The sequence below is a fragment of the Clavibacter tessellarius genome, assembly GCF_001618005.1.
In the GTDB taxonomy this organism is placed as follows: Bacteria; Actinomycetota; Actinomycetes; order Actinomycetales; family Microbacteriaceae; genus Clavibacter; species Clavibacter tessellarius_A.
Genome location: NZ_LQXA01000024.1, coordinates 1 through 15,583, shown reverse-complemented (window position 1 = coordinate 15,583; position 15,583 = coordinate 1). Strand labels below are relative to the sequence as shown.

The following is a 15,583-nucleotide window of genomic DNA, read 5'->3' as shown; positions in this document are numbered from 1 at the left end:
GAGGCGGCCGACGGGCGCCCGGCGTGCTGCCGGGCGCCCGTCGACCGCGGGTGGGACTACAGGCCGACGTCGGAGGCCTTGAGGAAGCCGGAGTCGACGAGCGTCTTCTGCACGTCGTCCTTCACGACCACCTGCGGGTCGAGGAGGAACGACGGGACGACCTTCTTGCCGTTGTCGTACGACTTCGTGTCGTTGACGGTGACCTCGTCGCCCTTCACGATCTCGCCGATCATCTTCTGGACCTGGTCGCCGAGCGCCCGGGTGTCCTTCCAGACGGTCATGGACTGCTTGTCCTGGAGGATCGCCTGCACGTTGGCCTTGTCGGCGTCCTGGCCGGTGATGACGGGCCAGTCGGCGCCGGGCGCGTAGCCGGCGCTCGAGAGCGACGCCTCGATGCCGAGCGCGAGGCTGTCGTTGGGCGAGAGGACGACCTGGACCTTCTGGCCGCCCGTGTAGAACGACTGCAGGCGGTTGTCCATCTCGGCCTGCGCGTCGTCGGATCCCCAGCCGAGGATGCCGATGGACTGCCAGTCGGCGCTCGTGGCCGGCGACTTGCCCGAGGGGACGGTCAGCTTGCCCTCCGCGACGTAGGGCTGGAGGACGTCCCAGGCGCCGCCGAAGAAGAAGCCGGCGTTGTTGTCGTCGGGGCTGCCCGCGAAGGGCTCCATGGTGATGGGGCCGGCGGCGCTGTCGAGGTCGAGCTGCTCCTTGATGAACTCGCCCTGGAGCTGGCCCACCTTGTAGTTGTCGAAGGTGGCGTAGTAGTCGACGGCCTCGGTGCCGTTGATGAGGCGGTCGTAGGCGATGACCGTGACGCCCTGGCTCTTCGCGTCCTCGAGGGCAGGTCCCAGCGTCTTGCCGTCGACGGCCGCGACCACGAGGATCTTGGCGCCGCCGGCGACCTGGTTCTGGATCTGGCTGATCTGCGCGTCGGTCTTGTTGTCGGCGTACTGGAGGTCGACCTTGCAGTCGTCGCCCTCGAGCTTCGACTTGAGGCCCTCGCCGTCGTTGATCCAGCGCTCGAGGCTGCGGGTGGGCATCGAGATGCCCACGTTGCACTCGGTGCCGCCGGCCGCGTCGCCGCCCCCGGAGCCGGTGTTCGTGGCGCCCTGCGGCGCGCACGCGGTGAGGCCGGCGGCGACGCCGGCGAGGAGGAGGAGGGAGCTGATCTGTCGTGCGTTACGTCCGGATGCCATGTCGGCGGGTCCTCTCGGGTGGCCCGTCCGGGGGCGAGGTGCACCGGGCCGTCGCGTCGTCGCGAGGGGCCGTGGTGGTGCGCCGACGCGTCCTCGGGTCGGGTGCTGCTGCGGTGTGGTGGTGTGCTGGGGGCGGTACGGGCGACGGCGGGCGGATCGGCGCGTGGGCGGGGATCCGAGCGTTCGTCGTCGGTCAGAACATATCCATTTCCGCAGCCGGGGACACTGCTTCCCGGAGACGTTATCCAAGCGTTACCGCCCTGTCCCGCGGTCGGGGGCCCGGCCGGACGCCGGCGGCGGACGGCCTCAGCCCCGCGCGGACCCCGTCGCCGACGGCAGCAGCCCGAGCTCCATCGCGAGCGTGACCGCGCGCGTCCGGTCGCCGACGCCGAGCTTCTCGAAGACGTGCAGCAGGTGCGTCTTCACGGTGGCCGGGGTCACGTGCAGCTCGAGGGCGATGCGCGCGTTCGTGCGGCCGGCCGCGACGAGCGCGAGCACCTGGGTCTCGCGCGGGCTGAGGGTCGGGGCCGGGGCGGCGGGGGCGGCCGGACGCGCCACCTGCCGCACGAGCCGCGCCGCGAGGGCGGGCGCGAGAGCGACGTCGCCCCGGGCCACCGCGCGGACGCCCGCGAGGATCTCCTCCTCGGGCGCGGCCTTCAGCAGGTAGCCGCTCGCGCCCGCCTCGATGGCGGTGAGGATGCTCGCGTCGGTCTCGTAGGTCGTGAGGACGAGGACGCGCACGTCAGGCGCCTCCTCGCGGATCCGGGCGGTCGCGCCGACGCCGTCGAGGCCGGGCATGCGGAGGTCCATGAGCACCACGTCGGGGCGCTCGGAGACGGCGAGCGCGATCGCCGCATCGCCGTCGGGCGCCTGGCCGACGACCTCGATGCCGTCGGCGGACGCGAGCAGGGCGGCGAGGCCCGCGCGCACCACGGGGTGGTCGTCGACGACGGCGACGCGGATCTGCGGGCCGGTCATGCGCGCGCCGCCCCGGTGGCGGCGGGTGCGGACTCGGGTGCGGCGGCGGGTGCGGCGCCGGGTGCGGCGCCGGTGGGGGCAGCCGGTGCGCGCTGGGCGGGCGGAGCGGCCGGCGTCATGGCGTCCGCCGGGGCGTCCGCCGGGGCCGCCGCCGCGTGGGCCGGGATCCGCGCCGTGAGGACCGTCCCCCGGGGCCCGCTCGCGACGTCGAGGCGCCCGGCAGCCGCATCCAGCCGGCGCCGCATGCCGGCGAGCCCGTAGCCGTCGGAGGCCCGCGCCGCTTCGAACCCGCGGCCGTCGTCGCGGACCACGAGCACCAGGTCGGCGCCGTCCCGGGCGAGCCCGAGCTCCACCGCGGTGGCGCCCGCGTGGCGGCGCACGTTGGCGAGCCCCTCCTGGGCGCAGCGGAGGAGGACGACCTCGGCGTCGCGGTCGACGGGATCCGCGCCCGCGTCGGCCCGGACCGCCACCGGGGTGCCCGTCTCGCGCTCGAGGCGCGCGCCCATCCGGCGGAGCGCCGCCGCGAGGCCGTCCGTCAGCTCGACGGGTGCGGTGGCGGCGACGATGGCGCGCGTCTGGGTGAGGGCGTCGCGCGCGCTGTCCTCGAGGAGCGCGAGCGTCGCCTCCACCGCGGCGGGGTCGGCGCCGCGGAGCTCGCGGCGTCCGCGCTGGGCGAGCATCACGACGCCCGTGAGGTCCTGCGCGACCGTGTCGTGGATGTCGGCCGACAGCCGCTCCCGCTCGCGGGCGGTCCCCGCCTCACGACCGAGCTCCTCGACCTGCGCCTGCGCCGCCCGGAGCCCCTCCAGGAGCTGCAGGCGCTCGCGGCTGAGGTCGGCGATCCGCGTGATCCAGAGCCCGAGCGCGATGGTGCCGCCGAGGCTGAGCCCCTGCGACAGGGCCATGGTCGGGAGGGCGCCCGGCAGGTCGCCGAAGCCGACCACGAAGCCCACGGCGATGGATGCGGTGAGCACGAGGGTCCCGATGACGGCGTCGCGCACCCGGTCGAGGAGCAGCCACACGAGCGGGCACAGCACGCACTGGACGACGGCGAACGTCGACAGGCTCGCGACGCCCCAGGTGGCGGCCGGGATGACGAGCGCGAGGAAGACGACCGCCGACGGCTCCGGGGGCAGCCGCGCCTCCGTGGCAGACGCCGCCGCGGCGGCCTCGAGCGCACGACGGCCCACCAGGAGGTACAGGGCGATCATGGCCGCGATCGCGCCCCACGCGCCCCACCCGACGTCCCCGCGCTGGCCGAGGGCGAGCAGGACCAGCACCGCCATGGCCACCGCGTAGGCGAGGTGGACGGTGCGGACCGGGATCATGCCCTGAGCCTGCCATCCCGCCGTGCGCTCGCGCACCGCTCAGGAGTCCCGTCGGATCCAGCGGAAGGTCGCGACGGCGGCGATCGTGCCGCCGACCAGCCAGATCGCGAGGACCCCCGCGACGCCCGCGAGGTCCCAGGTGCCGCCGCGCTCGACGGAGGCGAGCGCGTCCGGCAGGAACACGGCGCGCATGCCCTGCGCCATCCACTTCAGCGGCAGGAAGGCCGCGACGTCCTGCAGCCAGGTCGGCAGCATCGTGAACGCCAGGTACACGCCGCTGATGAACTGCAGCACCAGCACGATGGGCGTGATCACCGCCGTGGCCGAGGCCCCGGAGCGCGGGATGCGGCTGAGCGCGATGCCGAGCACGGCCGACGACGTGATCCCGAGCGCGTACACCCACGCGAACGTGGCCCAGCGGCCGGCGTCCGTCGGCAGCTCCACCCCGAAGGCGAACCGGGCGACGAGCAGCAGCACGACCATCTGGAGCAGCGAGGTGACGACGACCTGCCCGGCCTTGCCGATGAAGTACGAGAGCACCGGGAGCGGGGACCCGGCGAGCCGCTTGAGCGTCCCGTCGCTGCGCTCCATCGCGATGTCGACGGCGAGGTTCTGCACGCCCGAGAGGAGGATGCCCGCCGCGATCATGCCCGGCAGGTAGTAGGCGGCGGCGCTGACGCCGCCGGACCCGTCGGGCGCGGTGCCGAGGTTGCCGGACGAGCCGAAGGCCACCGAGAAGATCGACAGCATGATGACCGGGAAGAGGAACGTGAAGATGATGGTGTCGGTCTGCCGGAAGTAGCGCCGCACCTCGTAGCGGATCCGGTGGAGCCCGAGCGGGAGGACGCCGGGCAGGGCGAGGGCGCGGTCCGCGGCGGGACGCGCGGGGCGGACGGCGGTCATGCCGCCACCTCCTCGGCGGCGGACGCGGCGGCTGCGGCGGTCGGTGCGCCCGTCGCCGGGGCGCCGGCCTCGGCGAGCAGCCCGAGGTAGACGTCCTCGAGGCTCGGCCGGACGATCCGCAGGTCGCGCGGCTCCCCGCCCGGGGTGGCCGCGGCGAGGCGCGCCACGGTCGAGGCGGGCTCCCGCGTGCGCTCCTCGTGCGGTCCGTCGTCGTCGCGCCAGAGCACCCGCGGGATCCGCGCCTCCTCTCCCCCGATCTCGTCGAGCCGGCCGATCGCCACCAGCTCGCCGCCCGCGATCACCGCCGCCCGGTCGCCGAGCTGCGCGGCCTCGTCGAGGTAGTGCGTGGTGAGGAGGATGGTCGTGCCCTCGGCCTTGAGCTCGCGCACGAGGTCCCAGAAGCGGTGCCGGGCCTCGGGGTCGAAGCCGGTCGTCGGCTCGTCGAGGAACAGCAGCTCGGGGCGGCCGATGATCCCGAGGGCCACGTCCACGCGTCGGCGCTGGCCGCCGGAGAGAGCGCGCAGCAGGGTGCCCGCCTTCTCGGTGAGGCCGACGGCCGCGATGGTCGCATCCACGTCGCGCGGCCGCGGGTACATGCGGGCGAAGTGCGCGACCTGCTCGCGGACGGTCATGGCGCCGCTCTCCGAGCTCGACTGGAGGACCATGCCGATGCGGGCGCGCCAGGCGCGGCCGCCGGTCGCGGGGTCCACGCCGAGCACGCGCGCGGATCCGCCCGAGCGGAGCCGGTACCCCTCGAGGATCTCGATGGTCGTCGACTTCCCGGCGCCGTTCGGCCCGAGGAGCGCGAACGTCTCGCCGCGGTGGATGTCGAAGGTGACGCCCCGGAGGGCGGTGGTCGTGCCGTAGGACTTGGCGAGGTCGCGCACGCTCACGTGCTCCTCGACGGCTGCTGTGGTCATGGGTCCAGCGTGGCGGCCGAGCGGCCGGAGGGGAACGGCCGAGCGGTCGATCCACGGCATCGGCCGATCGGTGGATGCCGCCCCGCCCGCGACGGTGGCGGCCCCGGCGCGCGGCGGGCAGGCTGGACGGGTGACCACGATCCCCGGCTCCCCCGCGCCCGCGCCGACGCCCGCGCCCCCGCCCGCCGCCTACGCCGCGCCCACCGCCGCGTCGGAGCGGAGCCCGGCGCCCGACCTCCTCCGCGGGATGGCGCTCCTCGGCATCGCGCTCGCGAACTCCGTGTACTTCATCGCCGGCCGCCCGACCGGGCCGCTCGCGCGTCCGACGGACGGCTCCGCGCTCGACCACGTGGCCGACGTGCTGGTCGGCACGTTCGTCGACAACCGCGCGTTCCCGCTGTTCACGATGCTCTTCGCCTACGGCTTCACCGTGATCCTCCGCCGGCAGGCCGCGGCGGGCGTCGACGGACCGCGCGCCCGGCGTCTGCTGCTGCGCCGGAGCCTCTGGCTCATGGTGTTCGGGGCGCTGCACGTGGTGCTGCTCTTCGAGGGCGACATCCTGCTGTCGTACGGGATCCTCGGGCTCGCCCTCGCCGCCCTGTACCGCGCGAGCGATCGCGTCTTCCGCGTGCTCGTGTGGGCGCCCGCGATCGCGTTCCTCGCCCTCGCGGGAGCGGACGGCCTCGCGGGCGGTGACGCAGCGGGCTCGCTCTTCGGCGGCGACGGCTCGTTCCTCGGCGACCTCGCGAGCCGCTCCGTCACGCTGGCCGCGCTGCTCGTCGCCACGCCCCTGACGGTGGGCACGCTCGTGCCGCTCGCGGCCGTCGGGATCCTGCTCGGCCGCCGCCGCGTGCTCGAGGAGCCGGGCGCGCACCTGCCGCTCCTCCGGCGTCTCGCGCTCGTGGGGATGCCCGTCAGCGTGCTCGGCGCGCTGCCGCTGGTGCTCGGGACCGTGGGCGCGCTCGACGCGGATCCCGTGACGCTGTACCTGCTCGGCGTGCTGCACGGGGCCACGGGCGTCGCGGGCGCGCTCGGGCTGCTCGGCGTCGTGGGGTGGGCCGTCGCGGTGCGGGCCCGTCGCGCGGATGCGGCGCCCGGTCCGGTGCTCGGGGCGCTGATCGCGGTGGGCCGCCGCTCGATGACCTGCTACCTGCTGCAGTCGGTGCTCTTCGCGATCCTGCTCGAGCCGTGGGCGCTCGGCCTCGGCGTGGGCGCGGGGACGGCGCGCATCGCCCTCGTCGCGATCGGGGTGTGGCTCGTCACGGTCGCGGTGGCCGTGGCGCTCGAGCGGCGCGGGATCGCGGGCCCGGCCGAGCGGGCGATCCGCCGCCTCTCCTACGGACGCCCGCCGGCCCGACCGACGGCGGCCGGACCGAGAGCGGCGGTCAGCGCGGGATGAGCCCCTCCGTGCGGTAGCGCTCGAAGAGCCCCAGGAAGCTGTCGAGCGTGCGGTGGTGCGTGTGGAACCCGGCGAGCCGGCTCGCGCTGATGTCGGTGACGACCTCGATGTCGCGGCCGAGGTCGGCGTCGGTGTGCCACCAGGACGCGATGCGGTCCAGATCCGACTCCGCGAGCCCGGCCTCGCGGGCGATGCGCGCCCACTCGTCCTCGTAGCCCGCCATCTGCTGCTCGAGGGGGCGCGGCGCGTCCTGGAAGCCGACGGGCTCGACGCCGAACCACGCGGCGAGGCGCGGCCACATCCAGCGCCAGCGGAACACGTCGCCGTTGACGACGTTGAACGCCGCGTCGCGGCCAGCCTCGTCGGTGGCCGCCCAGATCATCTGGTCGGCGAGGACGGTGGCGTCGGTGACGTCCGTGAGCCCGTTCCACTGGGTCTCGCTGCCCGGGAAGACGAACGGCAGGCCGAGGTCACGGCAGATGGAGCCGTACACGGCGAGGGTCAGCCCCATGTTCATCTGGTTGCCGACCGCGTGCCCGATGACGGTGTGCGAGCGGTGCACTGACCACGCGAAGCCCTGGCGGGAGGCGGCCGCGAACAGCTCGTCCTCCTGCGCGTAGTAGAAGTTCGGGGCGTCGAGGCGCGGCTCGTCCTCGTGGAACGGGGTGTCGGGCATCGCGCCCTGGCCGTACGCCTCGAACGGGCCGAGGTAGTGCTTGAGGCCGGTGACGAGCGCGGCGTGCTCGACGGGCGCGCCGTCGAGGGCGGCGAGGAGGTCGCGGACCATGCCGCCGTTGACGGCGATGTTCTCCTGCTCGGTCGCCTGGCGCGACCAGGCCGTGAAGAACACGTGGGTCGGCTTCTCGGGCGCGAGCGCGCGGCGCAGGTCGTCGGCGGAGCGGAGGTCGGCGCTGATCCAGCGGACGCCCGGGCGGTCGGCGCCGGCGCGGCGGCTGAGGGCGAGCACGTCCCAGCCCTCGGCGGTGAGCTGGTCGACCAGGGCGGATCCGCTGATGCCCGTGGCGCCGACCACGAGGGCCGTGCGGCCGGTGCCGTCGGAGCGGGGCGACGCGGCGGGGGCGGACGTGCGGGCGGGGGTCTCTCGGATCTCGGTCATCCCCTGCCCCAACGACGAGGAGCCGCCCGAGCATTCCGGGCGGCTCCTCGCGGGCGTGTCGGCCGGATCAGGCGGGGTGCGGCCCGTCGACCTCGGCGTCGGCCTCGCCGTCGACGCCGTCGCGGCCGGTGGAGGTCGCCTGCGTGGCGGCGGGATCGGCCGGTCCGTCGCCGAGGCCGGCGTCCTCGGTGCGGCGCTCGAGGTCGGCAGCCATGGCGTCGGATCCGCTGTCGCGGTGGTCGTAGGCGACCTGCTCCGCGAGCCCGGCGCGCTTCTCGTCCGCCGTGGCCTCGCCGGCGCCGTCCATGATGGGCTGGTCCTGCTCGTGGGTGCTCATGGGACGACGGTACGCCGTCCGGCCGGGGTGCAGATCCGCCGGGCGCTTGTCGGCTCCCCCGGCACCTGTCACGCTCCAGGCACACCACCAGGCAGGGAGCGGACATGACCGACACCGGATTCTCGAAGGACGAGCGCGACGCGATGAAGCAGCGCGCCCGCGAGCTGCGCGAGGAGGCCAAGGCGCAGAAGGCCGCCGACAAGCAGGCGGCCGCGATCCAGGGCGTGCTCGACGCGTTCGCCGCGATGCCGCCCGAGGAGCGCGCCATCGCCGATTGGCTGCACGCGCTCGTGCTCGCGCACGCGCCGGGCCTCGCCCCCAAGACCTGGTACGGCTTCCCGGCCTACGCCGACGCGGACGGCAAGCCCGTCGTGTTCTTCCAGCCGGGATCGAAGTTCGGCACCCGGTACTCCACGCTCGGGTTCCAGGATCCGGCGCGGCTCGACGAGGGCACCATGTGGCCGACCTCGTACGCGCTCACCGCGGTGGATCCCGCGAACGAGGAGCGCGTGGCGGAGCTGGTGCGGCGGGCCGTCGGGGGGGGGTGAGGCGGCTCCCCGATCGGGGCTGCCGTGTCGTCGGCCCCCGTCCGGGGAGCACGCGAACTGGGGGAGGTACATGCATCTGCATGATGTGAAGCTCGACCCATGAGCACCCCCGAGCAGCCTGGGTACCCGTCCCAGGACCCGAACGACGCCCGACCCGCCGGCCCCTCCGGCCCGCCCGTCCCCGGCGGGACCACCACCCTGGCCCCTCCGCCCCCGTACGGCGCGCAGCCGAAGGGCCTCGCCGTCGCCGCGCTGGTCGTCGGGATCGTCGCGTTCCTGTCGGGGCTCGTCCCCGTCGGCGGCCTGATCCTCGGTGCGGCGGCCGTCGTGCTCGGGATCCTCGCCCTGCGCCGCGCGCAGAGCAAGGGGTTCGCGATAACCGGGCTCTCCCTCGGCGCCGTCGCGGCGGTCACGTCGCTCATCGTCACCATCACCTTCGCCGCCGCGCTCGGCACCGTGAGCTCCTCCGTGGAGCGGGCGGCCGTCGAGGCGACGGCCGAGGCGGAGGCCGCTCCCGCGCCGACCCCCGAGGTGACCGAGCCGACCGTCGAGGAGACCTCCGCCGCGGCCGAGCCCGCGGCGCCGGCCGTCCCCGTCGAGAGCGCCACCGCGCTGATCAAGGCGGAGACGTACGCGAACAGCCTCGACATAAGCAAGGCCGGCCTCTACGACCAGCTCACGAGCGAGTACGGCGAGAAGTTCACGCCCGAGGCGGCGCAGTACGCCGTCGACAACATCCAGGCCGATTGGAACGCCAACGCGCTCGCGAAGGCGAAGACCTACCGCGAGATGGCCGCCATGTCCCCGGCCGCCATCCGCGACCAGCTCACGAGCGAGTACGGCGAGAAGTTCACGGCCGAGGAGGCCGACTACGCGATCGCCCACCTCGACGACTGACGAGGAGCGACGGACGAGGGGAGGTGGCGCGCGCCACCTCCCCTCCTGCGTCCCCGGCGGGAATGATCCGCCACCCCATGCGTTTGCATGGACATGGCCCGACCGGGCCGCGCGGAAGGAGCGCCTCATGACCGCCAGCACCCAGGGACTGCATCACGTGACCGCCATCGGCGGCGACCCGCAGCGGAACGTGGACTTCTACGTGCGCGCCATGGGGCTCCGGCTCGTCAAGCGCACCGTCAACTTCGACAGTCCGGGCAGCTACCACCTCTACTACGGCGACGCCGAGGGCCGGCCCGGATCCCTCCTCACCTTCTTCCCGTGGAAGGGCGTGCCGGCGGGCCGCGTCGGCGCGGGCCAGTCGACGACGACCGCGTTCTCCGTGCCGGCCGGCAGCCTCGGCTGGTGGACCGAGCACCTGCGCCGGGTCGGCGTCGCCTCGTCGATCTCGTCGACCGGATCCGCGGAGGAGCGCCTCTCCCTCCGCGACCCCGACGGCCTGCAGCTCGACCTCGTCGCGTCCTCCGTCGACGACCCGCGCGACCCGTGGGACTCCGCCGACGTGCCCGCCGAGCACGCGATCCGCGGCCAGCACTCCTCCGTGCTCACCGTGCGGGATCCGGCGGGCACCGCGTCCGTCCTCACCGACGACCTCGGGCTCCGGCTCGTGGACGAGCGCGACGGTCGCTTCCGCTTCGCCGCGGGCGACGGCGGACCGGGCGCGATCGTCGACGTGGTCGCCGACCCGGGCGTGCAGCAGGGCCTGACCGCGGGCGGCACCGTGCACCACGTGGCGTTCCGCGTGCCCGACCGCGCCCGCCAGCAGGCGTGGCGCGACGAGCTGGTGGACCGCGGGCACCAGGTGACGCAGATCCTCGACCGGCAGTACTTCACGTCCATCTACTTCCGCGAGCCCGGCGGCGTGCTGTTCAAGATCGCGACGGACACCCCCGGCTTCGACATCGACGAGCCGCTGCTCGAGCTCGGCCGCAGCCTCCGCCTGCCGCCGTGGCTGGAGCCGAGCCGCGCCGACATCGAGGCCGCGGTGCCGCCGCTGCGCCTGCCCGACGAGTCGGCCGTCTCGCCCGACGCGCCCGACGCCGGCTCCGTCGCGTGAGCGCGCTCCTCGACCGCACCCCGCACCTCGTCCAGCCCGGCGCGGTCGACGGCCCGGTGATCCTCGGGCTCCACGGCACGGGCGCCGACGAGCGGCAGGGCATCGAGCTCGCGCGGCTCGTGGCGCCCGGTCAGCCGGTGCTGGCACCGCGCGGGAGCGTGCGCGAGGGATCCGCCGCCCGCTGGTTCAGCCGGCACGCCGAGGGCGTCTTCGACGTGGACGACGTGGTGGCGCGCGCGGCCGAGCTGGCCGACCTGGTCGCCGCGGCGCGGTCGGCCTACGCTCTCGAGGGGCGCGCGATCCTCGCCGTCGGGTTCTCGAACGGGGCGAACATGGCGCTGGCGACCACCTTGCTGCATCCGGCGGTCCTGCCGGAGACCCTCGCGTTCTCGGCGCGCTGGCCCCTCGGCGACCGGGAGCCGGCCGCGGACCTCTCGGGTGCGCGCATCACGCTGCTCAACGGCGACGCCGATCCGATGGCGCCGCTCGCCGACGTGGAGCGCGCGGTGCGCGAGGCCGCGGCCCGCGGGGCCGATGCCGTCTCGCGCGTGCGACCCGGCGGCCACGGGCTCGACGCGAGGGACCTCGAGGCGGCCCGCGGACGGATCCGCCCCGCCTGACCGGCCCGTCGCGCCCCCAGCGCACGACCTCCCCTCCCGCTCTCCCGCTCTCCCGATCGGACGCCGCGCATGCCCGAGATCATCGCCTGGGTCGTCTCCTTCGTCGTCGTCACGGTGGCGGTGTCCGGCATCGCCGGGCGTGCGGGCTGGTCGGCGCCCGTCGCGCTCGTGGCGGTGGGCGCCGTCGCGTCGTTCGTGCCGGGCGTGCCGCAGGTCGAGATCGAGCCGGACGCCGTGCTCTACGGGCTGCTGCCGCCGCTGCTGTTCGCCGCCGCGATCCGCACGCCGCTGGCGGACATCCGGGCGCGGCGCGACAGCATCGCGGTGCTCTCGGTGGGCGTGGTGGTGGTCACGCTGCTCGTGTTCGGGCTCGCGCTCTGGGCGCTCGTGCCCGCGGTGGGGCTCGCCGCGGCGCTCGCCCTCGGCGCGGTCGTGGCGCCCACCGACGCGGTCGCGGTGTCGGCGGTCGCCGGGCGCGTGCGGCTCCCCCGACGCGTCATGTCCATCCTCGAGACCGAGAGCCTCCTCAACGACGCGACGGCGCTGGTCGCGCTCAACACGGCCATCGCGGCGATCGTCGGCGTCGTGCACCCGGTGGACGTCGCGGGCGGGTTCGCGGTGGCCGTGCTGCTCGGCGTCGCGGTGGGGCTCGCGGTCGCCTTCCTCTTCTCCGCGGTGCGCCGCTTCCTCCGGTCGGCCGTGCTCGACACGAGCCTGTCGCTCGCGATCCCCTACGTGGCGTTCATCCCCGCGCAGGAGCTCGGCGGATCCGGCGTGCTCGCGGTCGTCGCCGCCGGCCTCGTGCTCGGGTACCGCGCGCCGCTCATCCAGTCCCCCGAAGCCCGGATCGCGGAGTCGGTGAACTGGCGGACGATCCAGTTCCTGCTGGAGAACGCGGTCTTCCTCCTCATCGGGCTGAGCCTCGCCGGGATCGTGCGGGGGCTGCCGGAGTCGAGCCTCGACGGCTGGAGCATCGCCGGGCTGTCGGTGCTGCTGCTCGCGGTGCTCACGGCCGCGCGCTTCGCGTCGGTGGCGCTCGCCAAGGTGCTCTTCGACCACGGGCCGGCCCGGCTCCGCGCCCGCTCCTGGAACTGGCGGACCGTGACGGCCGTGTCGTCGGCCGGCGTGCGCGGCGTGGTGACGCTGGCCGCCGCGTTCCTCCTCCCCGAGGAGACGCCCGAGCGCGAGCTGCTGCAGTTCCTCGCCTTCGTGATGGTGGCGGGGACGCTCGTGGGCGGGCTCGCGCTGCCGGCCCTCATCCGCCGCCTCCGGCTCGGCCACTCCGCCGACGACCAGGAGCGCTCCGACCGCGACCGCCTGCTCGACGAGGCGCGCGCCGCCGGCCTCGCGGCGCGCGACCGAGCGCTCGCGGACGGGAACGACGGACCGGGCGACGAGGCGCTGCCCGAGACCACCGCCGAGCGGCTGACGCACGACCGCGTCCGGCGCCGGATGATCGACGCCGAGCGCGCCGCGGTCCTCGATGCGCGACGCGCGGGCCGCTACCCGGAGGTCGCCGTGCGCGCCGTGCTCGGGATGATCGACGCGGAGGACGTGGCGCTCGGGCGGCGCGAGGCGGACGACGCGCGCTGAGCGGATGGCCGGCGCCTCTCGTCCTCCCCGATGCCTCTCGTCGTCCCCGGCGCCGTGAGAGGTCGCGGCAACACCGCGACGCGCCCGCCCGCAACGCGCCGGAAACGCCGGGGGGCTAGCGTCGGCGGGGAACCCGATGAGCGCCCGCATCCCGGGCGCGGCAGGCCGGAGGACCCGTGAGCGCAGGAGCGACCGACGTGCGCGCCGTGCCCGCGCGCCAGGATCGACCGGCGCACCCCGATCGCCCCGCGTGCCCCGCGTGCCCCGCTCGCGGCGAGCCGGGCGCGACGGGCGCCCGCCGGGCGGCCGACACGGCGACGGTGATCCTCGCGGGCGGCCGGGCGCGGCGGCTCGGCGGCATCGACAAGACCGCGCTCGTCCGCGGCGACGACGGCGCGTCGCTCCTCGCGGAGGCGGTGCGCGCCGCGGCCGGGTGCGCGGGCGTCGTCGTCGTCGTCGGGGCGGGCAACCGGCCGGGCGGGGTGACGGACGCGCAGCGCCGGGCGGCCGGATCCGCGCGGCTCGTCGACGAGGACCCCGCGCACGGCGGACCCGCATCGGCCCTCGCCGCCGGGGTCCGCGCGCTCGCGCACGCGGCGCCGACCGCGTGGATCCTCGTGCTCGCCGCGGACCTCGCCCGCGCCCCCGAGGCGGTCGCCGCCCTCCTGCCGCTCCGGCACGACGCCGCGCACGCCGACGGCCGCGACGCGATCCTCGCCCGCGATCCCGGCGGACGCGCCCAGCCGCTCCTCGCCCTCTACCGCGCGGCGCCCCTCCGGGCCGCCCTCGACGCGGTCGACGCGCACGGCGGCCTGCACGGCGCGCCGCTCCGGCGCGTCGTCGCGGCGCTCGACGCCGACCGCGTCGCCTACGCCGACCTCCCCGCGCGGCTCTGCGCCGACGTGGACACGCCCGCCGACGCGGACGCCCACGGGCTCCGCCTCCCCGACGACAGGATCACCGATGCCCGCTGACGTCTCCCCCGCCGCCGCGATGCCCGGCCCGACCGCGCCCGGCCCGACCCCGCCCGCCGCGCCCACGGACCCCGCGGTGCTCGACCACTGGGTCCACCGGGTCGCCGCGCTCCTCGAGCTGCCCGCGCAGGACGTCGACGTCGCCCTCGTCCTCGACCTCGCGCGCGACGCGGCGCACGGCGTCGCCCGGCCGGCCGCTCCCCTCACGACGTTCCTGCTGGGGCTCGCCGTCGGGCGCGCGGGCGGCGACGCGGCGGACGCGCGGCGGCTGGCGGCGGAGATCACGGCCGAGATCGACCACCTGCGGGATCCCGTCGGCCCGCTCGCCGCCGACGGCAGCGCGGGGGGCGGCGACGACCTCCTGCGCGCCGACCAGGCGGCGGCCGAGCCCGACTCCGACGTGGGCGGGCGGGCGTGACCCCCGCCGGCCCGACGACGCGTGCGGCGGCCACCGCGACGACCGCTCCGGCGACCGTCGACGCAGGAGCCGCCCGCGCGGCCGAGACCGCGCCCGCCCCGCCCGCCGCGCTCCGCGACGCGACCTGGGACGACGCCCGCGCCGCGGCGCACCTGCTCGGCGAGCGCATGCGCCGCCGCCTCCCCGTCGCGGCCGATCCGGTCGCGCTCGACGCCGCCGAGGGACGGATCCTCGCCGCCGACCTCCGCGCCCGCGTCGACCTGCCCGGCACGGCGGTCTCCGCGATGGACGGCTGGGCCGTCGGATCCACCGGACACGGGCCGTGGCGCGTCGGCGCGCCCGTGCTCGCCGGCCACGCACCCACCGGCATCGCCCTCGGCCCGGGCGAGGCTCGGCCCATCGCGACCGGCGCGCCCGTGCCGCCGTCCACCGCGGGCGTCCTCCGGAGCGAGCACGGCGACGTCACGGACGGCGTGCTCCGCGTCAACGCGCTGGCGCCCACGGGCGGCGCGCGGGCCGGCGCGGAGATCCGGCCCGCGGGCGAGGAGGCCGGGCGCGGCGACGTGCTGCTCCGTTCGGGCACGCGCCTGACGGCGGTGCGGCTCGGGCTCGCGGCCGCCGCGGGCCACGACCTGCTGCCGGTGCGCGCGCCCGCCGCGACCGACGTGATCCACCTCGGCGACGAGGTCGTCGCGCACGGCGTGCCCGCGCCCGGCCGCGTCCGCGACGCCGTCGGCCCGGCGCTCCCCGGCCTGCTCGGGGCGTGCGGCCTCGCCGTCGGATCCTCGACCCGCGTCCCCGACGACGCCCGCGCCACGCGCGACGCCATCGGCCGCGCCACCGCGCCGCTCGTGCTGACCACGGGCGGCAGCTCCCGCGGCCCCGCCGACCACGTGCGCGCCGCCCTCGACGGCCTCGGCGCGCGCCTCCTGGTCGACGCCGTCCGCATGCGCCCGGGGCACCCCGTGATGCTCGCCGAGCTCCCGGACGGACGGGCCGTCCTCTGCCTGCCCGGCAACCCGCTCGCCGCGGTCGCGTGCCTCCTGTCGTTCGCCCCGCCGCTCGTCGACGGCCTCGCCGGCCGGGCCGTCCCCGCGCTGGCCGGGTGGACCGCGGGGGCCGACCTGCCGGGCGGCGGATCCCGCACCCGGCTCGTCGCGTGCGCCTTCGACGCCGACGGCCGGCTCGTGCCCGTCGCCGCGCAGGGGCCGGGCATGCTGCGCGGGCTCGCCGCGGCC

The 15,583-nt window shown here is 76.3% G+C and carries 16 protein-coding genes; 9 read left to right on the top strand and 7 right to left on the bottom strand.

The genetic code is table 11. From position 1 onward, the window contains the following. Positions 1-56: 56 nt before the first annotated feature. The 5 genes from AWH51_RS06055 to AWH51_RS06035 form a co-directional block, all read right to left on the bottom strand. A complete protein-coding gene (locus tag AWH51_RS06055) occupies positions 57-1,196 on the bottom strand; it encodes a sugar-binding protein (protein WP_063071204.1) in 1,140 nt (379 codons plus the stop codon). A 306-nt stretch (positions 1,197-1,502) separates the two neighbouring features. Next, a complete protein-coding gene (locus AWH51_RS06050) occupies positions 1,503-2,174 on the bottom strand; it encodes a response regulator transcription factor (protein ID WP_063071203.1) in 672 nt (223 codons plus the stop codon). Then, entirely contained in the window at positions 2,171-3,502 is a 1,332-nt protein-coding gene (locus tag AWH51_RS06045; RefSeq protein ID WP_254654492.1) for a sensor histidine kinase, read from the bottom strand. The genes AWH51_RS06050 and AWH51_RS06045 overlap by 4 nt, the downstream gene beginning before the upstream one ends. Positions 3,503-3,541: 39 nt before the next feature. Beyond that, entirely contained in the window at positions 3,542-4,405 is an 864-nt protein-coding gene (locus AWH51_RS06040) for an ABC transporter permease (protein WP_063071202.1), read from the bottom strand. Further along, on the bottom strand, positions 4,402-5,325 hold the full coding sequence (locus tag AWH51_RS06035; RefSeq protein ID WP_063071248.1) for an ABC transporter ATP-binding protein: 924 nt from the start codon (positions 5,323-5,325) through the stop codon (positions 4,402-4,404). Before AWH51_RS06035 ends, AWH51_RS06040 begins: the two co-directional genes overlap by 4 nt. A gap of 130 nt (positions 5,326-5,455) precedes the next feature. Here AWH51_RS06035 and AWH51_RS06030 point away from each other — a divergent pair, with 130 nt between their 5' ends. Continuing rightward, positions 5,456-6,724 (top strand): DUF418 domain-containing protein, encoded by a 1,269-nt coding sequence (locus tag AWH51_RS06030; RefSeq protein ID WP_063071201.1) that lies wholly within the window; start codon positions 5,456-5,458, stop codon positions 6,722-6,724. On the opposite strand, the gene AWH51_RS06025 is transcribed toward AWH51_RS06030, so the two are convergent. Together AWH51_RS06025 and AWH51_RS06020 are read right to left on the bottom strand one after the other, a co-directional pair. Further along, positions 6,711-7,841 carry an SDR family oxidoreductase gene (locus AWH51_RS06025; RefSeq protein WP_063071200.1) on the bottom strand — a complete coding sequence of 377 codons (1,131 nt, stop codon included), beginning with the start codon at positions 7,839-7,841 and terminating at the stop codon, positions 6,711-6,713. The genes AWH51_RS06030 and AWH51_RS06025 overlap by 14 nt on opposite strands. A gap of 67 nt (positions 7,842-7,908) precedes the next feature. After that, on the bottom strand, positions 7,909-8,178 hold the full coding sequence (locus AWH51_RS06020; protein WP_063071199.1) for a hypothetical protein: 270 nt from the start codon (positions 8,176-8,178) through the stop codon (positions 7,909-7,911). A gap of 104 nt (positions 8,179-8,282) precedes the next feature. Between AWH51_RS06020 and AWH51_RS06015 the strand changes: the two genes are divergently transcribed. The 8 genes from AWH51_RS06015 to AWH51_RS05980 form a co-directional block, all read left to right on the top strand. Then, complete coding sequence (locus AWH51_RS06015; protein ID WP_063071198.1) at positions 8,283-8,726, top strand: iron chaperone; 444 nt, start codon at positions 8,283-8,285, stop codon at positions 8,724-8,726. 99 nt (positions 8,727-8,825) lie between these two features. Then, a complete protein-coding gene (locus AWH51_RS15670) occupies positions 8,826-9,623 on the top strand; it encodes an Ltp family lipoprotein (RefSeq protein ID WP_081234919.1) in 798 nt (265 codons plus the stop codon). 127 nt (positions 9,624-9,750) lie between these two features. Beyond that, positions 9,751-10,740 (top strand): ring-cleaving dioxygenase, encoded by a 990-nt coding sequence (locus AWH51_RS06005; RefSeq protein ID WP_063071197.1) that lies wholly within the window; start codon positions 9,751-9,753, stop codon positions 10,738-10,740. After that, positions 10,737-11,360, top strand: coding sequence for an alpha/beta hydrolase (locus AWH51_RS06000; RefSeq protein WP_063071196.1), 624 nt, complete (start codon positions 10,737-10,739; stop codon positions 11,358-11,360). Before AWH51_RS06005 ends, AWH51_RS06000 begins: the two co-directional genes overlap by 4 nt. Before the next feature lie 69 nt (positions 11,361-11,429). Then, a complete protein-coding gene (locus AWH51_RS05995) occupies positions 11,430-12,953 on the top strand; it encodes a cation:proton antiporter (RefSeq protein WP_063071195.1) in 1,524 nt (507 codons plus the stop codon). 176 nt (positions 12,954-13,129) lie between these two features. Beyond that, a complete protein-coding gene (locus tag AWH51_RS05990) occupies positions 13,130-13,927 on the top strand; it encodes a molybdenum cofactor guanylyltransferase (protein WP_081234917.1) in 798 nt (265 codons plus the stop codon). Continuing rightward, the gene (locus AWH51_RS16380) at positions 13,917-14,345 is read left to right on the top strand and encodes a DUF6457 domain-containing protein (RefSeq protein ID WP_217491910.1); all 429 of its coding nucleotides are present in this window, start codon (positions 13,917-13,919) and stop codon (positions 14,343-14,345) included. Before AWH51_RS05990 ends, AWH51_RS16380 begins: the two co-directional genes overlap by 11 nt. Beyond that, a partial coding sequence (locus AWH51_RS05980) for a molybdopterin molybdotransferase MoeA (RefSeq protein ID WP_063071193.1) occupies positions 14,342-15,583 on the top strand: 1,242 nt, incomplete at its 3' end. The genes AWH51_RS16380 and AWH51_RS05980, both read left to right, overlap by 4 nt.